This is a genomic window from Labrenzia sp. CP4 (genome assembly GCF_001579905.1).
In the GTDB taxonomy this organism is placed as follows: domain Bacteria; phylum Pseudomonadota; class Alphaproteobacteria; order Rhizobiales; family Stappiaceae; genus Roseibium; species Roseibium algicola.
The window spans coordinates 2,927,108-2,944,436 of record NZ_CP011927.1 but is presented as its reverse complement, the minus strand read 5'-3'; the positions used below and the strand labels follow the sequence as shown (position 1 = coordinate 2,944,436).

General features: G+C 58.4%; 16 protein-coding genes and 2 tRNA genes. All 18 read right to left on the bottom strand.

Translation table 11 applies throughout. From position 1 onward, the window contains the following. Window positions 1-21: 21 nt before the first annotated feature. Window positions 22-1,548, bottom strand: coding sequence for an NADH-quinone oxidoreductase subunit M (locus tag ACP90_RS13720; protein ID WP_022998436.1), 1,527 nt, complete (start codon window positions 1,546-1,548; stop codon window positions 22-24). Then, window positions 1,548-3,551, bottom strand: a complete 2,004-nt coding sequence (gene nuoL, locus ACP90_RS13715) for an NADH-quinone oxidoreductase subunit L (RefSeq protein ID WP_055654518.1) — start codon at window positions 3,549-3,551, stop codon at window positions 1,548-1,550. The genes ACP90_RS13720 and nuoL overlap by 1 nt, the downstream gene beginning before the upstream one ends. A 6-nt stretch (window positions 3,552-3,557) precedes the next feature. Further along, window positions 3,558-3,866, bottom strand: a complete 309-nt coding sequence (gene nuoK / locus ACP90_RS13710) for an NADH-quinone oxidoreductase subunit NuoK (RefSeq protein ID WP_006934707.1) — start codon at window positions 3,864-3,866, stop codon at window positions 3,558-3,560. Window positions 3,867-3,963: 97 nt separating this feature from the next. Next, window positions 3,964-4,578 carry an NADH-quinone oxidoreductase subunit J gene (locus ACP90_RS13705; RefSeq protein ID WP_031268414.1) on the bottom strand — a complete coding sequence of 205 codons (615 nt, stop codon included), beginning with the start codon at window positions 4,576-4,578 and terminating at the stop codon, window positions 3,964-3,966. An 89-nt stretch (window positions 4,579-4,667) separates the two neighbouring features. Further along, window positions 4,668-5,156: an NADH-quinone oxidoreductase subunit NuoI gene (nuoI, locus tag ACP90_RS13700; RefSeq protein WP_006934709.1), complete on the bottom strand. Its 489-nt coding sequence runs from the start codon at window positions 5,154-5,156 to the stop codon at window positions 4,668-4,670. A 20-nt stretch (window positions 5,157-5,176) separates the two neighbouring features. Then, entirely contained in the window at window positions 5,177-5,413 is a 237-nt protein-coding gene (locus ACP90_RS13695) for a hypothetical protein (RefSeq protein ID WP_006934710.1), read from the bottom strand. After that, window positions 5,410-6,468 (bottom strand): NADH-quinone oxidoreductase subunit NuoH, encoded by a 1,059-nt coding sequence (gene nuoH, locus ACP90_RS13690; protein WP_031268412.1) that lies wholly within the window; start codon window positions 6,466-6,468, stop codon window positions 5,410-5,412. Before nuoH ends, ACP90_RS13695 begins: the two co-directional genes overlap by 4 nt. A gap of 16 nt (window positions 6,469-6,484) precedes the next feature. Continuing rightward, window positions 6,485-8,548 (bottom strand): NADH-quinone oxidoreductase subunit NuoG, encoded by a 2,064-nt coding sequence (gene nuoG / locus ACP90_RS13685; protein WP_062488657.1) that lies wholly within the window; start codon window positions 8,546-8,548, stop codon window positions 6,485-6,487. Between the two features lie 26 nt (window positions 8,549-8,574). Further along, window positions 8,575-9,876 (bottom strand): NADH-quinone oxidoreductase subunit NuoF, encoded by a 1,302-nt coding sequence (gene nuoF, locus ACP90_RS13680; protein WP_022998431.1) that lies wholly within the window; start codon window positions 9,874-9,876, stop codon window positions 8,575-8,577. A gap of 9 nt (window positions 9,877-9,885) precedes the next feature. Continuing rightward, on the bottom strand, window positions 9,886-11,160 hold the full coding sequence (locus ACP90_RS13675; RefSeq protein WP_062488656.1) for an NADH-quinone oxidoreductase subunit E: 1,275 nt from the start codon (window positions 11,158-11,160) through the stop codon (window positions 9,886-9,888). Window positions 11,161-11,241: 81 nt separating this feature from the next. Then, complete coding sequence (locus ACP90_RS13670) at window positions 11,242-12,426, bottom strand: NADH-quinone oxidoreductase subunit D (RefSeq protein ID WP_022998429.1); 1,185 nt, start codon at window positions 12,424-12,426, stop codon at window positions 11,242-11,244. Then, on the bottom strand, window positions 12,419-12,862 hold the full coding sequence (locus tag ACP90_RS13665; RefSeq protein WP_062488655.1) for a GFA family protein: 444 nt from the start codon (window positions 12,860-12,862) through the stop codon (window positions 12,419-12,421). Before ACP90_RS13665 ends, ACP90_RS13670 begins: the two co-directional genes overlap by 8 nt. A gap of 14 nt (window positions 12,863-12,876) precedes the next feature. Then, a complete protein-coding gene (locus ACP90_RS13660) occupies window positions 12,877-13,482 on the bottom strand; it encodes an NADH-quinone oxidoreductase subunit C (RefSeq protein WP_022998427.1) in 606 nt (201 codons plus the stop codon). Window positions 13,483-13,663: 181 nt separating this feature from the next. Further along, window positions 13,664-14,242: an NADH-quinone oxidoreductase subunit B gene (locus ACP90_RS13655; RefSeq protein WP_006934718.1), complete on the bottom strand. Its 579-nt coding sequence runs from the start codon at window positions 14,240-14,242 to the stop codon at window positions 13,664-13,666. Then, a complete protein-coding gene (locus ACP90_RS13650; RefSeq protein WP_006934719.1) occupies window positions 14,233-14,598 on the bottom strand; it encodes an NADH-quinone oxidoreductase subunit A in 366 nt (121 codons plus the stop codon). Before ACP90_RS13650 ends, ACP90_RS13655 begins: the two co-directional genes overlap by 10 nt. A 510-nt stretch (window positions 14,599-15,108) precedes the next feature. Continuing rightward, a tRNA-Asp gene (locus tag ACP90_RS13645) sits at window positions 15,109-15,185 on the bottom strand. 55 nt (window positions 15,186-15,240) lie between these two features. After that, window positions 15,241-15,317 (bottom strand) — tRNA-Asp (locus ACP90_RS13640). Window positions 15,318-15,602: 285 nt separating this feature from the next. Beyond that, window positions 15,603-17,261, bottom strand: a complete 1,659-nt coding sequence (locus ACP90_RS13635) for a Na/Pi cotransporter family protein (protein WP_062488654.1) — start codon at window positions 17,259-17,261, stop codon at window positions 15,603-15,605. Window positions 17,262-17,329 lie beyond the last annotated feature (68 nt).

Sequence of the window (17,329 nt, the reverse complement as noted above, 5' to 3'; positions counted from 1 at the left end):
GCTCTGTCTCGTCCTCGAAACCTAGTGGGCCGCCGCGGCAGACGCTGCGTGCTGGACAACGCCAGCCGCGTCGAGCGCCGCGGTGTATTGATTGATGAGATTGTCGACCGCACCCTGGGTCACATCCAGGATGGCCATCGGATAGAAGCCGAAGAAGATCGTCAGGATGATCATGGGGATCAGGATAACCTTTTCCCTGAGGTTCAGGTCGAGGATCGACTTGAGGCTTTCCTTCTCCAGCGCGCCGAAGACGACGCGGCGATAGAGATAGAGCGCGTAGGCAGCGGACAGGATCACACCGGTGGTAGCAAAGAACGCTACCCACGAATTGACCTGGAACGCCCCCATCAGCGTCAGGATTTCCCCAACGAACCCGGAAGTACCAGGCAGGCCGACGTTGGCCATGGTGAAAATCAGGAACGCAACCGCATACTTCGGCATCCGGTTGACCAGACCGCCATAGGCAGCGATCTCGCGGGTATGCATCCGGTCGTAGATAACGCCTACACAAAGGAAAAGCGCACCGGAGACAATGCCGTGGGAAAGCATCTGGAAGATACCACCCTGCACACCCTGCTCCGTCATCGTGAAGATGCCCATGGTCACGTAGCCCATGTGTGCGACCGATGAATAGGCGATCAGCTTCTTAATGTCTTCCTGAGCAAGCGCCACCAGCGACGTGTAGATGATCGCAACCACAGACAATGTGAACACGAAGGGTGCGAACATGTCGGATGCAAGCGGGAACATCGGCAGCGAGAAGCGCAGGAAGCCGTAGCCGCCGAGCTTCAGGAGCACGCCCGCCAGAATGACGGAACCGGCAGTCGGTGCTTCCACGTGTGCGTCCGGCAACCAGGTATGCACCGGCCACATTGGCATCTTCACGGCAAAGCTCGCGAAGAAGGCCAGCCACAGCCATGTTTGCATCCCGCCCGGGAACTGATGCGCCAGCAGCGCTTCAATGTTGGTGGTGCCTGCGTTCCAGTACATCGCCATGATCGCGATCAGCATCAGCACGGAGCCGAGCAGCGTGTACAGGAAGAACTTGTAGGATGCATAGACCCTGCGCGCACCGCCCCACACACCGATGATCAGGAACATCGGAATGAGGCCAGCTTCGAAGAACACGTAGAACACGACCAGATCCAGCGCGCAGAAGACGCCGATCATCAGCGTTTCCAGAACGAGGAAGGCAATCATGTATTCCTTCACCCGCTTCTGAACGCTGTCCCAGGAGGCCAGGATGCAGAACGGCATCAGGAAGGTCGTGAGGATCACGAAGAGGACGGAAATACCGTCAACGCCCATGCGGTAGCTGATGTTGCTTCCAAGCCATTCCCGGTGTTCCACGAACTGGAAGCCGGAATTGGCGTAGTCGAAATTGCCCCAGATGAACAGCGACAGAAGGAAGGTCACCGAGGTGGTCACAAGAGCGACCATCCGGATGTTCTTCTTGCTGCCCTCGTCATTCCCCGGAACCAGGAGAATGAAGAGCACGCCCAGCAGCGGCAAGAACGTCGTGAGTGACAGAATTGGCCAGTCAATCATTAGTGTGCACCCCCGCCGGTGCCTGCACCGGTGAACATCGACCAGGTGATAAGCGCAGCCACACCGATCAGCATCGCAAATGCATAGTGATAGAGATATCCGGTCTGAAGGCGGACGACCCAGGCGGTCACATTCTGAACACGGGAAGCAACACCGTTCGGGCCATACCCGTCGATCACGGTGCCATCGCCCTTCTTCCAGAGGACCCGGCCGAGCCACATGGCAGGACGGATAAAGATGAAGTTATAAAGCTCGTCGAAGTACCACTTGTTGAGCAGGAACTGATAGAGGCCGGAATGGCGCTCCGCCAGCTGCTTCGGCATTTCCGGAGAGCGGATGTAGAACTGGTAGGCAACCAGGAAGCCGAGCACCATCATGACGAACGGTGACACCTTCACCCATCCAGGGACTTCGTGCATGGCATGCAGGATGTGGTTGGTTTCACTGTTGAACAGTGCGCCCTTCCAGAACTCTGCATAACCTTCACCGTAGAACGAACCGTAGAAGACCATGCCCGCCAGCACAGCGCCGATGGACAGGATGAACAGCGGCACGGTCATCACCAGTGGCGATTCATGTACGTGTTTCATCACATCGACAGGTGCACGTGGCTTGCCGTGGAAAGTCATGAACGTCAGGCGCCAGGAATAGAACGACGTCAGCGCAGCAGCGATAACGGTCATCCAGAAGCCGTAGAGGGCCATCGGATTGGCGTGTTCACCCACGGAACCGGCAAAGGCTGCCTCGATGATCGCATCCTTGGAAATGAAGCCGGCGAAACCGATATGGGTGAATGGAATGCCCACACCCGTCAGGGCCAGCGTCCCGATCATCATCGTCCAGTAGGTAATCGGAATATGCTTCCGAAGACCACCCATCTTGCGCATGTCCTGCTCGTCGGAAACGGCGTGGATCACCGAACCGGCGCATAGGAACAGCAGCGCCTTGAAGAAGGCGTGGGTGAACAGGTGGAAGATACCGATCGAATAGGCGCCAACGCCAAGTGCAACGAACATGTACCCGAGCTGCGAACAGGTCGAATAGGCGATCACGCGCTTGATGTCGTTCTGCACCAGACCGACAGTTGCAGCGAAGAAGGCCGTCGTCGCACCAAAGAACACGATGACCGTCAGCGCGGTGTGCGAGAGTTCCATCAGCGGTGACAGACGTGCCACCATGAAGACACCAGCGGTCACCATCGTCGCGGCATGGATAAGCGCGGACACTGGTGTCGGGCCTTCCATGGCGTCCGGCAGCCAGGTGTGCAGCAGAAACTGCGCCGACTTGCCCATGGCCCCCATGAACAGCAGCAGGCAGACAACCGTCATCGCTGCATGCGGATCAAGATGGTAGCCGAGGAAAGTCATCACCTCGCCGTGCTCCTGGATGAAGGACGGCGCGTCGTTGAAGATGGTGGTGAACTCGATGCTCTGGAACAGATAGAAGACGCCGAAGATGCCGAGCGCAAATCCGAAGTCACCAACGCGGTTGACGACGAATGCCTTGATGGCGGCCGCATTTGCGGACGGTTTCTGATACCAGAAGCCGATCAGAAGATAGGAGGCAAGGCCCACACCTTCCCAGCCGAAGAACATCTGCAAAAGGTTGTCTGCCGTCACCAGCGACAGCATCGCGAAGGTGAAAAGCGACAGATAGGCGAAGAAACGCGGCCGATGCGGGTCATGGTGCATGTACCCGATTGAGTAGACATGCACGAGCGCGGACACAGTGGTCACGACGATCAGCATCACAGCGGTCAGCGTGTCGACCCTGATGGACCAGGACACCTTCAGATCACCGGTATCGATCCAGCGGAACAGATCGACGATCTGCATTTCCGAGCCGCCGAGCCAGAACCCGAAGAAAGTGATCCAGGACAGCAGCGCAGCGAGGATCAGGAGACCACTCGTAATATATTCACTGGCCTTGGCGCCGATGGCGCGGCCGAAAAGACCGGCGATCAGGAAGCCGATCAGCGGCAGGAACAGGATTGCGGAATACATCAGCTCCTACCCTTTCATCACGTTGACGTCTTCCACGGCGATGGAGCCGCGGTTCCGGTGGAAGACCACCAGGATCGCAAGGCCGATGGCGGCCTCTGCGGCAGCCACGGTGAGAACCAGCATGGTGAAGATCTGGCCCATCATGTCGCCGAGGAACGACGAAAAGGCGACAAAGTTGATGTTCACCGACAGCAGCAGCAGTTCGATAGACATCAAGATAACAATCACGTTTTTCCTGTTCAGGAAGATCCCGAAGATCCCGATCGTGAACAGGATCGCCGCGACCGACAGATAGTGCGACAGACCGATTTCCATGGGCGCCTCGCCGTGCTCCCCTCGTTTACCCCAACCGGAAACAGCACGGAGGAGCGTGCCGGTTCCCGGACTTTCTCGAAAACGCAACCAGGTTGCGTCAGATACCCTTGCCCGTTTCCACCTTGCGGACCTCAACTGAGGCTTCGCGGTTTCGCGCAACCTGGTCCGGAATGCTTTGACGTTTGACATTCGGCTTGTGGCGCAGGGTCAGGACGATTGCCCCGATCATGGCCACCAGAAGAACCAGGCCAGCGACCTGGAAGAAGTAGATGTACTTGGTGTAGAGCACAGACCCGATCGCCTGGATGTTGCTCACGTCGCTAAGTGCCGGCATCGGCTCTGCGCCATGCCCGAGAACACCCGGTGCAATGATCCAGGCCCCCAGACCCATCAGCAGCTCGACCATCAGGATCACGCCGACCAGCGCGCCGACCGGCAGATACTGCAGGAAGCCCTGCCGCAGTTCGACGAAGTCCACATCAAGCATCATGACGACGAACAGGAACAGCACCGCCACCGCGCCGACATAGACGACCACCAGAAGCAGGGCCAGGTATTCGGCGCCCAACAGAATGAAAAGACCAGCGGAATTCACAAACGCCAGGATCAGGAACAGAACCGACGTCACCGGATTGCGCGACGCGATCACCATGAATGCTGACGCCAGGGTGACGCCGGCAAACAGGTAGAAAAAGAGGGCTTTCAGGATCATTTCGAAGACCTGCCTGTCGTGTGGCCTTGCGGCCGGAAGTGCGGTGCCCGGCCGGATTGCCGGGCTGGAAACCATTGTTGGGTATGCTCCTAACGGTAAGGAGCATCCATTTCAATGTTACGGGCAATTTCGCGTTCCCAACGGTCGCCGTTCGCAAGCAGCTTTTCCTTGTCGTAGTAAAGCTCTTCGCGGGTTTCCGTGGCGAATTCGAAATTGGGGCCTTCGACAATTGCATCCACAGGGCAAGCTTCCTGACAGAAGCCGCAATAGATGCATTTGACCATGTCGATGTCGTAGCGCGTGGTACGGCGCGTGCCGTCGTTGCGCCGCGGTCCGGCCTCGATGGTGATTGCCTGTGCCGGGCAGATGGCTTCGCACAGCTTGCAGGCAATGCAGCGTTCTTCGCCGTTCGGATAACGGCGCAGGGCATGCTCACCCCGGAAACGCGGGCTCACCGGGCCCTTCTCGAACGGATAATTGACCGTTGGTTTCGGCTTGAAGAAGTAACGCATCGCCAGAACGAAGGCCGACACGAACTCCTGCAGAAACAGCGATTTGACGGCTTGACTAAGTCCCATCGCTTTTAGCCTCTCTTTCCTCAACCAGCCAGCTGACTGGCGGCCCAATAACCGATGATCGGGAAACCGAACACCGGAACTCCAAAAACCAGTGCGCCCAGGAGCGCCTTATGTCTGGCCGCGACACCACCGTCGCCGCCAGCTTGTCTGTTCTTCGTCTCCGCCGCCTGAAGCATTCCCTTCAGGATCTTCCAATCGAGCCAGCCGACATAAAGACCGACGGCGGCACCAATTGCACCGGCGAGCGAGATAGTCACGCTGCGCCCGGTGCCCAGCCCATGATCATCAGGACTGCGGCGACCACCACGACCATGGCCAGCGACAGCGGCAGGAAGACTTTCCAGCCCAGGCGCATCAGTTGGTCATAGCGGTAACGCGGAACCATTGCCTTCACCATGGCGAACATGAAGAAGCCAAGGAAACACTTCAGCAGGAACCAGACGATGCCCGGCACCCAGGTGAACGGTGCAAAATCGAACGGCGGCAGCCATCCCCCCATGAAGAAGATGCTCATAAGCGCGCACATCAGGCAGATGGCGACATATTCACCGAGCATGAACATCATGTACGGGGTTGAGCCGTATTCCACCATGAAGCCGGCAACCAGTTCCGATTCCGCTTCCGCAAGATCGAACGGCGGACGGTTGGTTTCAGCCAGAGCAGAGATGAAGAACACCACGAACATCGGGAACAGCGGCAGCCAATACCAGTTCAGGAACGACAGCCACGGCACACCCAGCATGTTGGCAAGGCCGGTTTCCTGTGCCTGCACGATACCAGTCAGGTTCAAGGTGCCGGCACAAAGCAGCACTGTCACGATGACGAAACCGATGGAAACCTCATAGGAGACCATCTGCGCGGCCGAACGCAGCGCTGACAGGAACGGGTATTTGGAGTTGGAAGCCCAACCACCGATAATCACACCGTACACTTCCAGCGACGACACTGCGAAGACGAAGAGCACACCGAGATTGATGTTGGCAATCACCCAGCCGTCGGCAACCGGAATAACGGCCCAGGCCGCCAGCGCCAGAAGCACGGATACCAGCGGAGCCAGCAGGAACAGAACCTTGTTGGATCCAGACGGGATCACCGGTTCTTTCAGAACGAACTTCAATAGATCGGCGAAGCTTTGCAGCAAGCCCCAGGGACCAACCACGTTCGGGCCGCGGCGAATCTGCACGGCAGCCCAGATCTTGCGATCCGCGTAAAGCACGTAGGCGACAATCACCAGAAGCACGACCATCAGCAGAATGCTCTGGAATGCCATCCAAAGGAACGGCCAACCGTAGGTCGTCATGAACTCAGCCATATCGGTCCCCTACCCCTTATTCTGCTGCTTCTGCCGCTCGCGTCTTGGCGAGCGCCGAGCACTCGGCCATCGTCTTGGACGCGCGAGCGATCGGGTTGGTCAGGTAAAAGTCGCGGATCACGTTGGCGAAGCCTGCGCTATCCATCTTGGCCTTGGCGTTGCCAAGCTTGGCGATATCGCCAGCATCACCTGCCTCGATCGCATCGATGCCCGTCATGTGCGGAACAGCTTCGAACAACTTTGAGCGCAATTCGGCAAGAGAGTTGAACTCAAGCGTCTGGCCAAGCACCGCGGACAATGCGCGAAGGATCGCCCAGTCTTCGCGGGCATCTCCCGGAGGGAACGCGGCCCGGTCGGCCATCTGGACGCGACCTTCGGTGTTGACGTAGATCGCGGATTTCTCCGTATAGGCAGCGCCTGGCAGGATAACGTCGGCGCGGTGTGCACCGCGGTCACCATGCGTTCCCTGGTAGACAACGAAAGCGCCTTCCGGAACTTCAACTTCGTCGACACCCAGCAGGAACAGCACGTCAAGTGCACCCGGCTCCAGCATGGACCCTGTGTCCTTGCCGCCCTCGCCCGGTACGAAACCGAGATCGAGAGCACCAACCTGGGACGCTTCGGTGTGCAGGATGTTGAAACCGTTCCAGCCGTCCTTGACGACACCAAGCGCCTTGGCGGCTGCAGCAAGCGTCGCGAGCACTTCAGCCCCATCCGGACGGTTCAGCGCGCCCTGGCCGATGATGAACATCGGGCGTTCGGCCTTTGCCGGAGCGTGGTTCACGAATTCCTTCAGGCTATCCGGACCGGCACCCAGATAAGTTACCGGATAGGTCAGATCGGCATTTTCACCAATCAGGCCAATGGTCACGTCGCCTTGGACCCAACGCTTGCGGATGCGAGCGTTCAGAACCGGAGCTTCCTGACGCGGATTTGTGCCGATCAGCATGATCGCGTCAGCGTCTTCAATGCCCTGGATCGTGCTGTTGAAGAGATAGCTTGCGCGGCCGTTCTTCGGATGCAGCGGAGACCCCGGGAAACGGCTGTCGATGTTGGCAACGCCGAGCTTGTCCATCAGCGCCTTCAGCGCGAACATGTCCTCAACGCCTGCCATCTGTCCAGCCAGAGCACCGATTTTGTCGGCGCTCGCGCCTTTTACCTTTTCGGCGATGATCTGGAACGCTTCACCCCAGGAAACGGGCTGCAGCTTGCCGTCCTTCTTGGCGTAAGGCCGGTCGAGGCGCTGGGTCTTCAGACCGTCCCAGATGTAACGGGACTTGTCGGAAATCCACTCCTCGTTGACCTCTTCGTTGAGCCGCGGCATCACCCGCATGACTTCCTTGCCGCGCGTGTCGACACGGATCGCGGAACCGACCGCGTCCATCACGTCGATGCTTTCGGTCTTGGTCAGTTCCCACGGACGGGCGTGGAATTCGTAAGGCTTGTGGGTCAAGGCACCAACCGGGCAAAGATCTGCCACGTTGCCCTGCATTTCCGACGACAGGGCCGCTTCGAGATAGGTAGTGATTTCCGCATCTTCGCCACGGCCGACCAGACCCATGTCGGTGACACCACACACTTCCGTGGTGAAACGCACACAACGCGTGCAGTGAATGCAGCGGGTCATGATCGTCTTGATCAGCGGACCGATTTCCTTGTTCTCAACGGCGCGCTTGTTCTCGTGGAACCTGGAACCGTCGACGCCATAGGCCATCGCCTGGTCCTGCAGATCACACTCGCCGCCCTGGTCGCAGATCGGGCAATCCAGCGGGTGGTTGATGAGCAGGAACTCCATCACGCCTTCGCGGGCCTTCTTGACCATCTCGGACTTGGTCTCGACCACTGGCGGCTCGCCGTTCGGGCCCGGACGAAGGTCCTTCACGCCCATGGCACAGGAGGCGGTCGGCTTGGGCGGTCCACCCTTCACTTCCACCAGGCACATGCGGCAGTTGCCGGCGATAGACAGCCGGTCGTGGTAACAAAACCGCGGAACCTCGGCGCCCGCCTCTTCACAGGCCTGAAGCAGCGTGTAGTCCGCCGGGACATCCACTTCCTTGCCGTCGATGATGAGCTTCGTCATCCGTTGCTCTCCAAATCCCGTTCCGCTTACTCAGCCGCCACCATGGTCGAAGAAGACTTCGACTTGGCGACATAGTCATCGATGCGTTGCTCGATAACAGGCCGGAAATTCTTGATCAAACCCTGGATCGGCCAGGCGGCCGCGTCCCCGAGTGCACAAATCGTGTGGCCTTCGACCTGCTTGGTCACCTTGAACAGCATGTCGATTTCCTCATAGGAGGACTCGCCCTTGACCATTCGTTCCATCACACGCCACATCCAGCCCGTGCCTTCGCGGCACGGTGTGCACTGGCCGCAGCTTTCGTGCTTGTAGAAGTAGGACAGGCGGGCAATGGCCTTGATGATATCCGTCGACTTGTCCATCACGATCACGGCTGCAGTCCCCAGGCCGGAGCCAAGACCGCGCAGCGTGTCGAAATCCATCGGCGCGTCCTTGATCTGCTCTGCCGTGAGGCACGGAACAGACGAACCGCCCGGAATAACCGCGAGAAGGTTGTCCCAGCCACCGCGAATACCGCCGCAATGCTTGTCGATCATCTCGGCAAACGGAATGCCAAGCTCTTCTTCGAAGGTCGACGGCTTGTTGACGTGGCCGGAAACACAGAAAAGCTTGGTGCCGGTGTTATTCGGACGGCCGAGCGCCGAGAACCACGCAGCACCGCGGCGCAGGATGGTCGGAGCAACCGCGATCGATTCAACGTTGTTCACCGTGGTCGGGCACCCGTAAAGGCCGACGTTTGCCGGGAACGGCGGCTTCAGCCGCGGCTGGCCCTTCTTGCCTTCCAGGCTTTCCAGCAGCGCGGTTTCCTCGCCACAGATGTAAGCGCCGGCACCATGGTGAACATAAATGTCGAAGTCGTAACCGTTCTTGTTGTTCTTGCCGATCAGACCGGCGTCATAAGCCTGATCGATCGCAGCTTGCAAACGCTCGCGCTCGCGGATGAATTCACCGCGAACATAGATGTAGGCAGCAATGGCACCCATCGCATAACCGGCAACAAGGCACCCCTCGACAAGCGTGTGCGGGTCATGGCGCAGGATCTCGCGGTCCTTGCAGGTGCCCGGCTCGGATTCGTCGGCGTTGACGACGAGATATGCCGGGCGGCCATCGGATTCCTTGGGCATGAACGACCATTTCAGGCCGGTCGGGAAACCGGCACCGCCACGGCCACGCAGACCTGAATCCTTCATTTCCTGAATGATCCAGTCGCGCCCCTTGTCGATGAGGCCCTTGGTATTGTCCCACTGTCCGCGCTTCTTCGCGCCTTCCAGGCCCCAGTCGTGGAGACCGTAGATATTGGTGAAGATCCGATCCTGATCCTTCAGCATCTCTTCCCCCTAGTCTTCGCTCTTGGAGGAGGCCACTTCACCGGCTTCCACGCGCTTGGAAAAATCTGTTTCACCGCCGGATGCCAGAACCTTGGCCTGCTCAATCCAGCCATCACGTTCGATACGGCCCTTGAACTTCAGGCGGCTGTCGACCCAGGCAACTTCCTGCGGCCCCCATGAGGCCACCTGATCGAAGTGGAAAAACCCGAGTTCGTTCAGTGTCGCTTCCAGTTTCGGACCGACACCCTTCAGCTTCTTCAGGTCGTCCGGCTTGCCGCCGCGCGCTTCCTTCAGAAGTTCAGGTTCTTTTTCCTGACCGTCGGTGCTTCCACTGGTGTCGGCTGTGCGGGCAACTTCAACTTCGGCACGGTCGTCGGAATCAGGCTTACCCTTGTTCTGACTGCGCGCTGCAGGCGTAGCTGCTTTTTCGGCCTTTGCTTTCTTGGCCGGTTCAGCCTTTGCCTCAGCCTTCTTGGGCGCAGCTGCCGCTGGCGCTTCACTTGCCTTGGTCGACTTGGCTGCATGCGCCGCCTTTACCTTGGCAACAGCATCTTCTGCAGGGGTCGGCACGCCATCATAGTCGTTGCCACCTGCATTGATCGGTGCGCCGGCAAAAGCATGAGACGCCTTTTCCGAACCATCGACAAGGTGGGGAACCGGCAGCTCACCCTTCGTGTTGTCATCGATTTCAGTGAGCGACGTCTGACCGCCTTCGGCCATTGCAAAACGGCGGCCGTTCTGCGGGCCCGGCGTTACTTCCTTGCCGGCGGCGATATCGTCGATCAGCTGGTTGAAGCTGTCTTCCGTGAGGTCTTCATAGGTATCCTTGAAGATCTGCACCATCGGCGCATTTACACAGGCTCCAAGACACTCGACTTCTTCCCAGGAGAACATGCCATCCTCGGAAATCTCGTGCATGTGCTTGGCAATGCGGCTCTTGCAGATCTTGATCAGGTCTTCCGACCCGCGCAACTGACACGGCGTCGTGCCACAAACCTGAATATGGGCCTTCTTGCCGACCGGCTGCAGCTGGAACATGGTGTAGAACGTCGCCACTTCCAGAACGCGGATCTTCGGCATGTCGAGCAGGTCCGCGATATAGCGGATTGCCGGCTCACTCACCCAACCTTCGTTCTGTTCCTGCGCACGCCACAAAAGCGGAATGACCGCGGAGGCCTGACGGCCTGCCGGATAACGGTCGATCAGCTTCTTTGCCCAGTCGAGGTTCTTCTCGGTGAACGCGAAGCTTTCTGGTTGTTCCGCGGCAAGTCGGCGAACTGCCATGGTGTTATCCCCGTTCTGTCAAAATGACCGGAGCCGGACGGGCGGCTGCCAGGGTCGAAAATTGGTTGTGTGCCGTCCGCATCAGCGGTCGACCTCACCGAACACGATGTCCAGAGACCCCAGCACTGCCGAAACGTCGGCAAGCATGTGCCCGCGGCACAGGAAGTCCATGGCCTGAAGGTGGCTGTAGCCAGGCGCCTTGATCTTGCAACGGTACGGCTTGTTGGTACCGTCCGCGACCAGATAGACGCCGAACTCACCCTTGGGTGCTTCAACGGCTGCGTAAACTTCACCAGCCGGGACGTGATAGCCTTCGGTGTAGAGCTTGAAGTGGTGGATGAGCGCTTCCATCGAACGCTTCATTTCACCGCGCTTCGGCGGCACGATCTTGCCGTCGATGGACGAGACCGGACCAGTTTCGACCGTCAGCTTTTCCAGGCACTGCTTCATGATCCGGACTGACTGGCGCATTTCTTCCATGCGGATCAGGTAGCGGTCGTAACAGTCGCCGTTCTTGCCGATCGGAATATCGAAATCAAGTTCGGAATAGCATTCGTAAGGCTGCGACTTGCGCAGATCCCAAGGTGCACCGGATCCACGAACCATCACGCCGGAGAAGCCCCAGGCCCAGGCATCGTCAAGGTCGACAACGCCAATATCCACGTTGCGCTGCTTGAAAATACGGTTGTCGGTCAGGAGACCTTCGATGTCGTCAAGCGTCTGCAGGAACGGATCACAGAAGTCCCAGATGTCGTCGAGCAGGTCACGAGACAGATCTTGGTGAACACCGCCCGGACGAACGTAAGCTGCGTGCATGCGGGCACCGCAAGCACGCTCGTAGAACACCATCAGCTCTTCGCGGGGCTCGAAGCCCCAGAGCGGCGGTGTCAGCGCGCCCACGTCCATGGCCTGCGTCGTCACGTTCAGAAGATGTGACAGCAGACGACCGATTTCCGAATAAAGGACACGGATCAGCTGGCCGCGCTTGGGCACTTCCACACCAAGCATACGTTCGACTGCAAGCGCAAAAGCGTGTTCCTGGTTCATCGGCGCCACGTAGTCGAGGCGGTCGAAGTAAGGCACAGCCTGCAGATAAGTCTTCTGCTCGATCAGCTTTTCGGTGCCACGGTGCAGCAAGCCGATGTGCGGATCCACACGCGTTACCACTTCGCCGTCGAGCTCAAGCACGAGGCGCAGCACGCCGTGCGCCGCCGGGTGCTGCGGACCGAAGTTGATGTTGAAGTTACGAACCTGAGCCTCAGCCATTTTGAGGTTCCTGCATTTTTTGCGTGAAATAGGCGATGACTTCGGGACCGGTCATTCTGCGGGTTTCATTAGCGAAAGCGTAGTTTGCCGGCTGTTCGTCAACGAAAATTTCGGACGTGAATTTGAAAACGGACGGATCGTCAAAGGCTTGCGCGGAAACGCTCACGTGTGAGCCGTCGGCCATGCGCCACATCAGCGAGGAACCGCACTTGCTGCAGAAAACCCGCTCGCCGTAGTCGGATGACTTGTAGACGCCGAGGGCATCGTTGCCTTGAACGTCCAGACTGTCCATCGATCCGCAGCTGACAGCCATATAGGTACCACCAGTCCAGCGGCGGCACATGGCGCAGTGGCAGACTCCCATTTCGCCGTCCACCGGCGTTGCGGCAAACCGCACCTCGCCGCAAAGACACCCACCTGAAAGCCGTTCGCTCATCCCTGCCCCGCCCTTCAGTTGGTCGTTGCCTTCTCGTCACCGGGCAGCACGTAGTCCGTGCCTTCCCAGGGCGAGAGGAAGTCGAAGGAGCGCATTTCCTGGTTCAGGCGTACCGGTTCGTAGACAACGCGTTTCTTCTCGTCGTCATAACGAACTTCGACAAAGCCCGTAACCGGGAAATCCTTGCGCAGCGGATATCCGTCAAAACCATAGTCGGTCAGGATGCGGCGCAGGTCCGGATGGCCGGAGAACAGAATGCCGTACATGTCGTAGGCTTCACGCTCGAACCATTCAGCACCTGGAAACAGCGGGGTCAGCGAAGCAACCGGCGTATTTTCGTCGGTTGCGACCTTCACACGAACGCGCTGGTTCTGAACGGGAGACAGGAAGTGGTAGACAACGTCAAAGCGCTTCTCGCGCGAAGGGTAATCCACACCGCAAATATCCGTCAGATTGACGAACTTGCACGAGCTGTTGTCGCGCAGAAAGCGGATCGCATCGAGAATGTCGGTCGCGTTTACGGTCAGCGTCAGCTCACCGTATTCGACCTTCCAGGACACAAGGGACTCACCCAGACCGAGCTCGATATGCTCAGCGAGTTCCTTCAACGTCTCGTCCATCGTGTTCGACCTCACTCGTAGATCTGCAGCGTTCAACCGGTTCCGATTGAGTGCCGACTGCCGATCGATCCAGTTTGCCGGGTCTTTGTTGCGCCCCGCTGGACGCGACCCGGAGAGTCAGTTGAACGGGCGCCAGGCGCCCACTCCCTCAAAAATCCGCCGCCTCTTCGGCGGCAGATCCTTATCTTTCGATAGTGCCCGTGCGGCGGATCTTCTTTTGAAGCATCAACACGCCGTAGAGCAGCGCCTCGGCTGTCGGAGGACAGCCTGGAACGTAGATATCGACCGGCACCACGCGGTCGCAGCCGCGCACCACAGAATAGGAATAGTGGTAGTAGCCGCCACCATTGGCACAGGACCCCATGGAAATGACGTACCGCGGCTCAGGCATCTGGTCGTAGACCTTGCGCAGCGCAGGCGCCATTTTGTTCGTCAGCGTGCCGGCAACGATCATCACGTCCGACTGGCGCGGTGAAGCGCGCGGCGCGAAGCCGAAACGCTCGGCGTCATAGCGCGGCATCGACATCTGCATCATTTCAACGGCGCAGCAGGCCAGGCCGAAGGTCATCCACATCAGCGAGCCGGTACGGGCCCACTGGATGAGGTTGTCGGTGGAGGTTACGAGAAAGCCCTTGTCGGCCAGTTCGTTATTGACTTCCAGGAAGAATGCGTCATCCGCGCCGACAGGCTTGCCCGTATTCGGGTCGATAATACCCTGCGGCTGCGGTGCGACGAGCGGCTCGGTCGTGGTCAATCCCATTCCAGCGCTCCCTTTTTCCATTCGTAGATGAAGCCGACGGTCAGGACACCGAGGAAGACCATCATGGACCAGAAGCCGTACCAGCCCAGGTCACCGAACACGGTTGCCCAGGGGAACAGGAACGCGACTTCCAGGTCGAAGATGATGAAGAGGATCGAGACCAGATAAAAGCGCACGTCAAATTTCATGCGTGCATCGTCGAAAGCGTTGAAGCCGCACTCATAGGCCGACAGTTTTTCCGGATCCGGATTCTTGTAGGCCAGGATGAAAGGCGAAATCAGCAGCGCAAGGCCGATCACCAGCGCAATGCCGATGAACACGACGATCGGGACATATTCCCGCAAGAGTTCTTCCATGTCTTTCGCGTCCTTGCATATGGAGGCGGATCGGGAGGCGATCCGGTGCCAGGGCTGCGCGCCCCGTTGCCTTCATTATACCGGCAGGTCACGCTGTGCCCGTCGGCGTTATGAAACCAACATGCGAGCGCACGCTTAGCTTACGACTTGGTGCAACGCAAGACCCACATGCGGTCAAACTCTTGCCATGTTTGCACCTGTTTCGCACCTACCCCCGACAAATCCTTAATTTCAGCCAGTTTGCAGGAAGGCAAAAACTTTGCACAACCCTTCAGGAAATATGCCGCACCTGCGTTCGTTTTCCACCCCCCTCGCAGAATCGAAGCAAACGCCAGACAAACACCAAAAGAGCTGAAATTTGAATGGACTGCGTCGCCCCTGCCTTGAACGCATGATAGCCATCTTGGCGACAATGCCAAGGGGTTGCCTGTCTGCGCGGCAAAGCGCTCGCTTTGCGCGAGGCTTGATGTTTTCGATTGAACAGTCTGGGGAAACAAGAGGTACCGTGAGTGGCGCGAGTGACGGGGCTCGAACCCGCGACCTCCGGCGTGACAGGCCGGCACTCTAACCAACTGAGCTACACCCGCACATTCACGGTATATGCGCCAATTCCCGAAAGTACCAAAGCACTTCTATGGGAAGTGGCGCGAGTGACGGGGCTCGAACCCGCGACCTCCGGCGTGACAGGCCGGCACTCTAACCAACTGAGCTACACCCGCTTCGTCAGGCAACGCGTTGTCGCCCTGAAGTGGCGCTGATGTACGGCGGCTGGTTTTGGAAGTCAAGCACCCTATTCCGTCCGAATTGCCGTTTTTTGACAAAGAAGCGCCCAATCGCAGGTTTTCCCCAGAGCCGCCTTGCCGATCAATGTGGATAACTTCCTGTTTCGTAATGGAATTATCCGCGTTGCCACGGACTGTTTTCCGATTGGCTTAGCCTCAAACACATTCGCCAGCTCATAAAAACGACCTGAGCCACGCAGATTCTCGTTCTTCAGCCGTGTTTTATTCAGCCGGCACCAGCCGCGTATCGCGCAACAGGCCTTCTCTGGCAAGAATAGGCACCGCCGCAGCTGCGAACAGCGAATTGATTTCCTTGAGGCTGCGCATGACCTCCAGATGGGCGTTGCTCGATTCCATGCTCTGAAGCGTTTTCGATTTCAGCCGCTCCAGATGCCGGTTATGACTTTCGCGTTCCAGGGTGCGCATCTTGTCCTTTTCTGCAATCAACTCGCGCGCGGATGCGACATCCGCCGAAACGAGCACATTGAGGGCAAGCTCCATGTTCGCCAGAACACGGTCGTGCATCCAGGTGAGCTCCTTCAGCCCCTCCTGCGAAAAGCTGATCTTGTTCTTCTGCAACTCCAAGGCAAGTTCGAGAAGGTTCTTTGCCACAAGATCTCCAGCGCGCTCCAGATTGACCGCGAACCCCACCAGTTCCATGCTGCGCTCAGCCTGTTCGCCGGTCAGCTCCCCACGATTCACCTCTGCGATGTAGAGTTTCACCGAAGAATGGATCGCATTGACCTGCTTATCCAACTGCTGCAAGCGCCTGATTTCCGGCTCACTGCCCTTCTCCAGCATCATGAGAACCGGTCTTGCCATCACCTCGACCAGTTCCCCCATACGCAAGAGTTCGCGCGTTGCACTGGCCAGGGCAAGCCTGGGGTTGCCGACCAGTTGCTTGTCCAGCGCGCTTTGCGGTGTCAGCCGGTCCGCCTCTTCTTGTTCCTCTCTGTCCGGCACCAGGCGTTCAACCAGCCAGGCAACCGGTCTTGTCAGTGGCAGGCAGACGAGAACAAGCAGGAGATTGAAAAGCACATGAACGGCAACGATCTGCTGGGCCGGATCATTGCTGATCGAAGCCAGAGGCAGATCTTGGAATTTTAGCGCCAGCATGACCAGCACAGCACCGGTGGACCTGAAGAGAAAATTGCCAAGCGGCAGAAGCTTGGCCTTGCGATCCATTCCCCGTGTCAGCCAGAGCGCGACGATGCCGGCGCCAATGTTCGCCCCCAGAACGAGTGGAATCGCAGCCTCGTGCGGCAGGCCGGTCTTTTGCACCAGGGCTGCGATCATCAGCACGGCCGCCACGCTGGAATGCACCAGAAACGCCAGAAGCGCCCCAACCGCCATCGCCGTCGGTGTGTCCTGCGCAAGGAAGCCGGCAAACTGCGGCATGAACCGCGCTTCCTTCAACGGCGTCGTCGCTTCGCCGATCATTTGCAGCGCAATCAGGATGAAAGCGATTCCCAGAAGAATGCGTCCGATCTGTTTCGCGGACCGAGCGTCGAGCTTCAGGAACAGCCACGCTCCTCCACCCAGGAGCAACGGCACCAGCCAGCTGAGATCGAATACCAGAAACTGTACGACAAGCGCCGACCCGAGATCAGCGCCCAGCAGAACCGCTAGTCCGGCAGCTGTGGAAATGAAGCCGGATGTCGCAAATCCCGCCGCCAGGATCGCAACCGCCGTCGCACTTTGCAGCAAAATAGCAACCGCAGTTCCAGACAAGGCGCCGGCAACCGGTCCGGAGGACGCTTTGCCGATGGCGCGTCTCAACGTTGGCCCGGCCGCCCTTTCAAAGCCTGTCCGAACCATGCGAACCGCGTAAAGGAGCAGCATGACTGCCCCGAACATCTTGATGAAAACTAGGATTCCCATCTTGCCAAGTAGCTACCTTTAAACGAGTTTTTTATTTAGCCGCAGAAGTTTATCGGACAAAAAGGAAA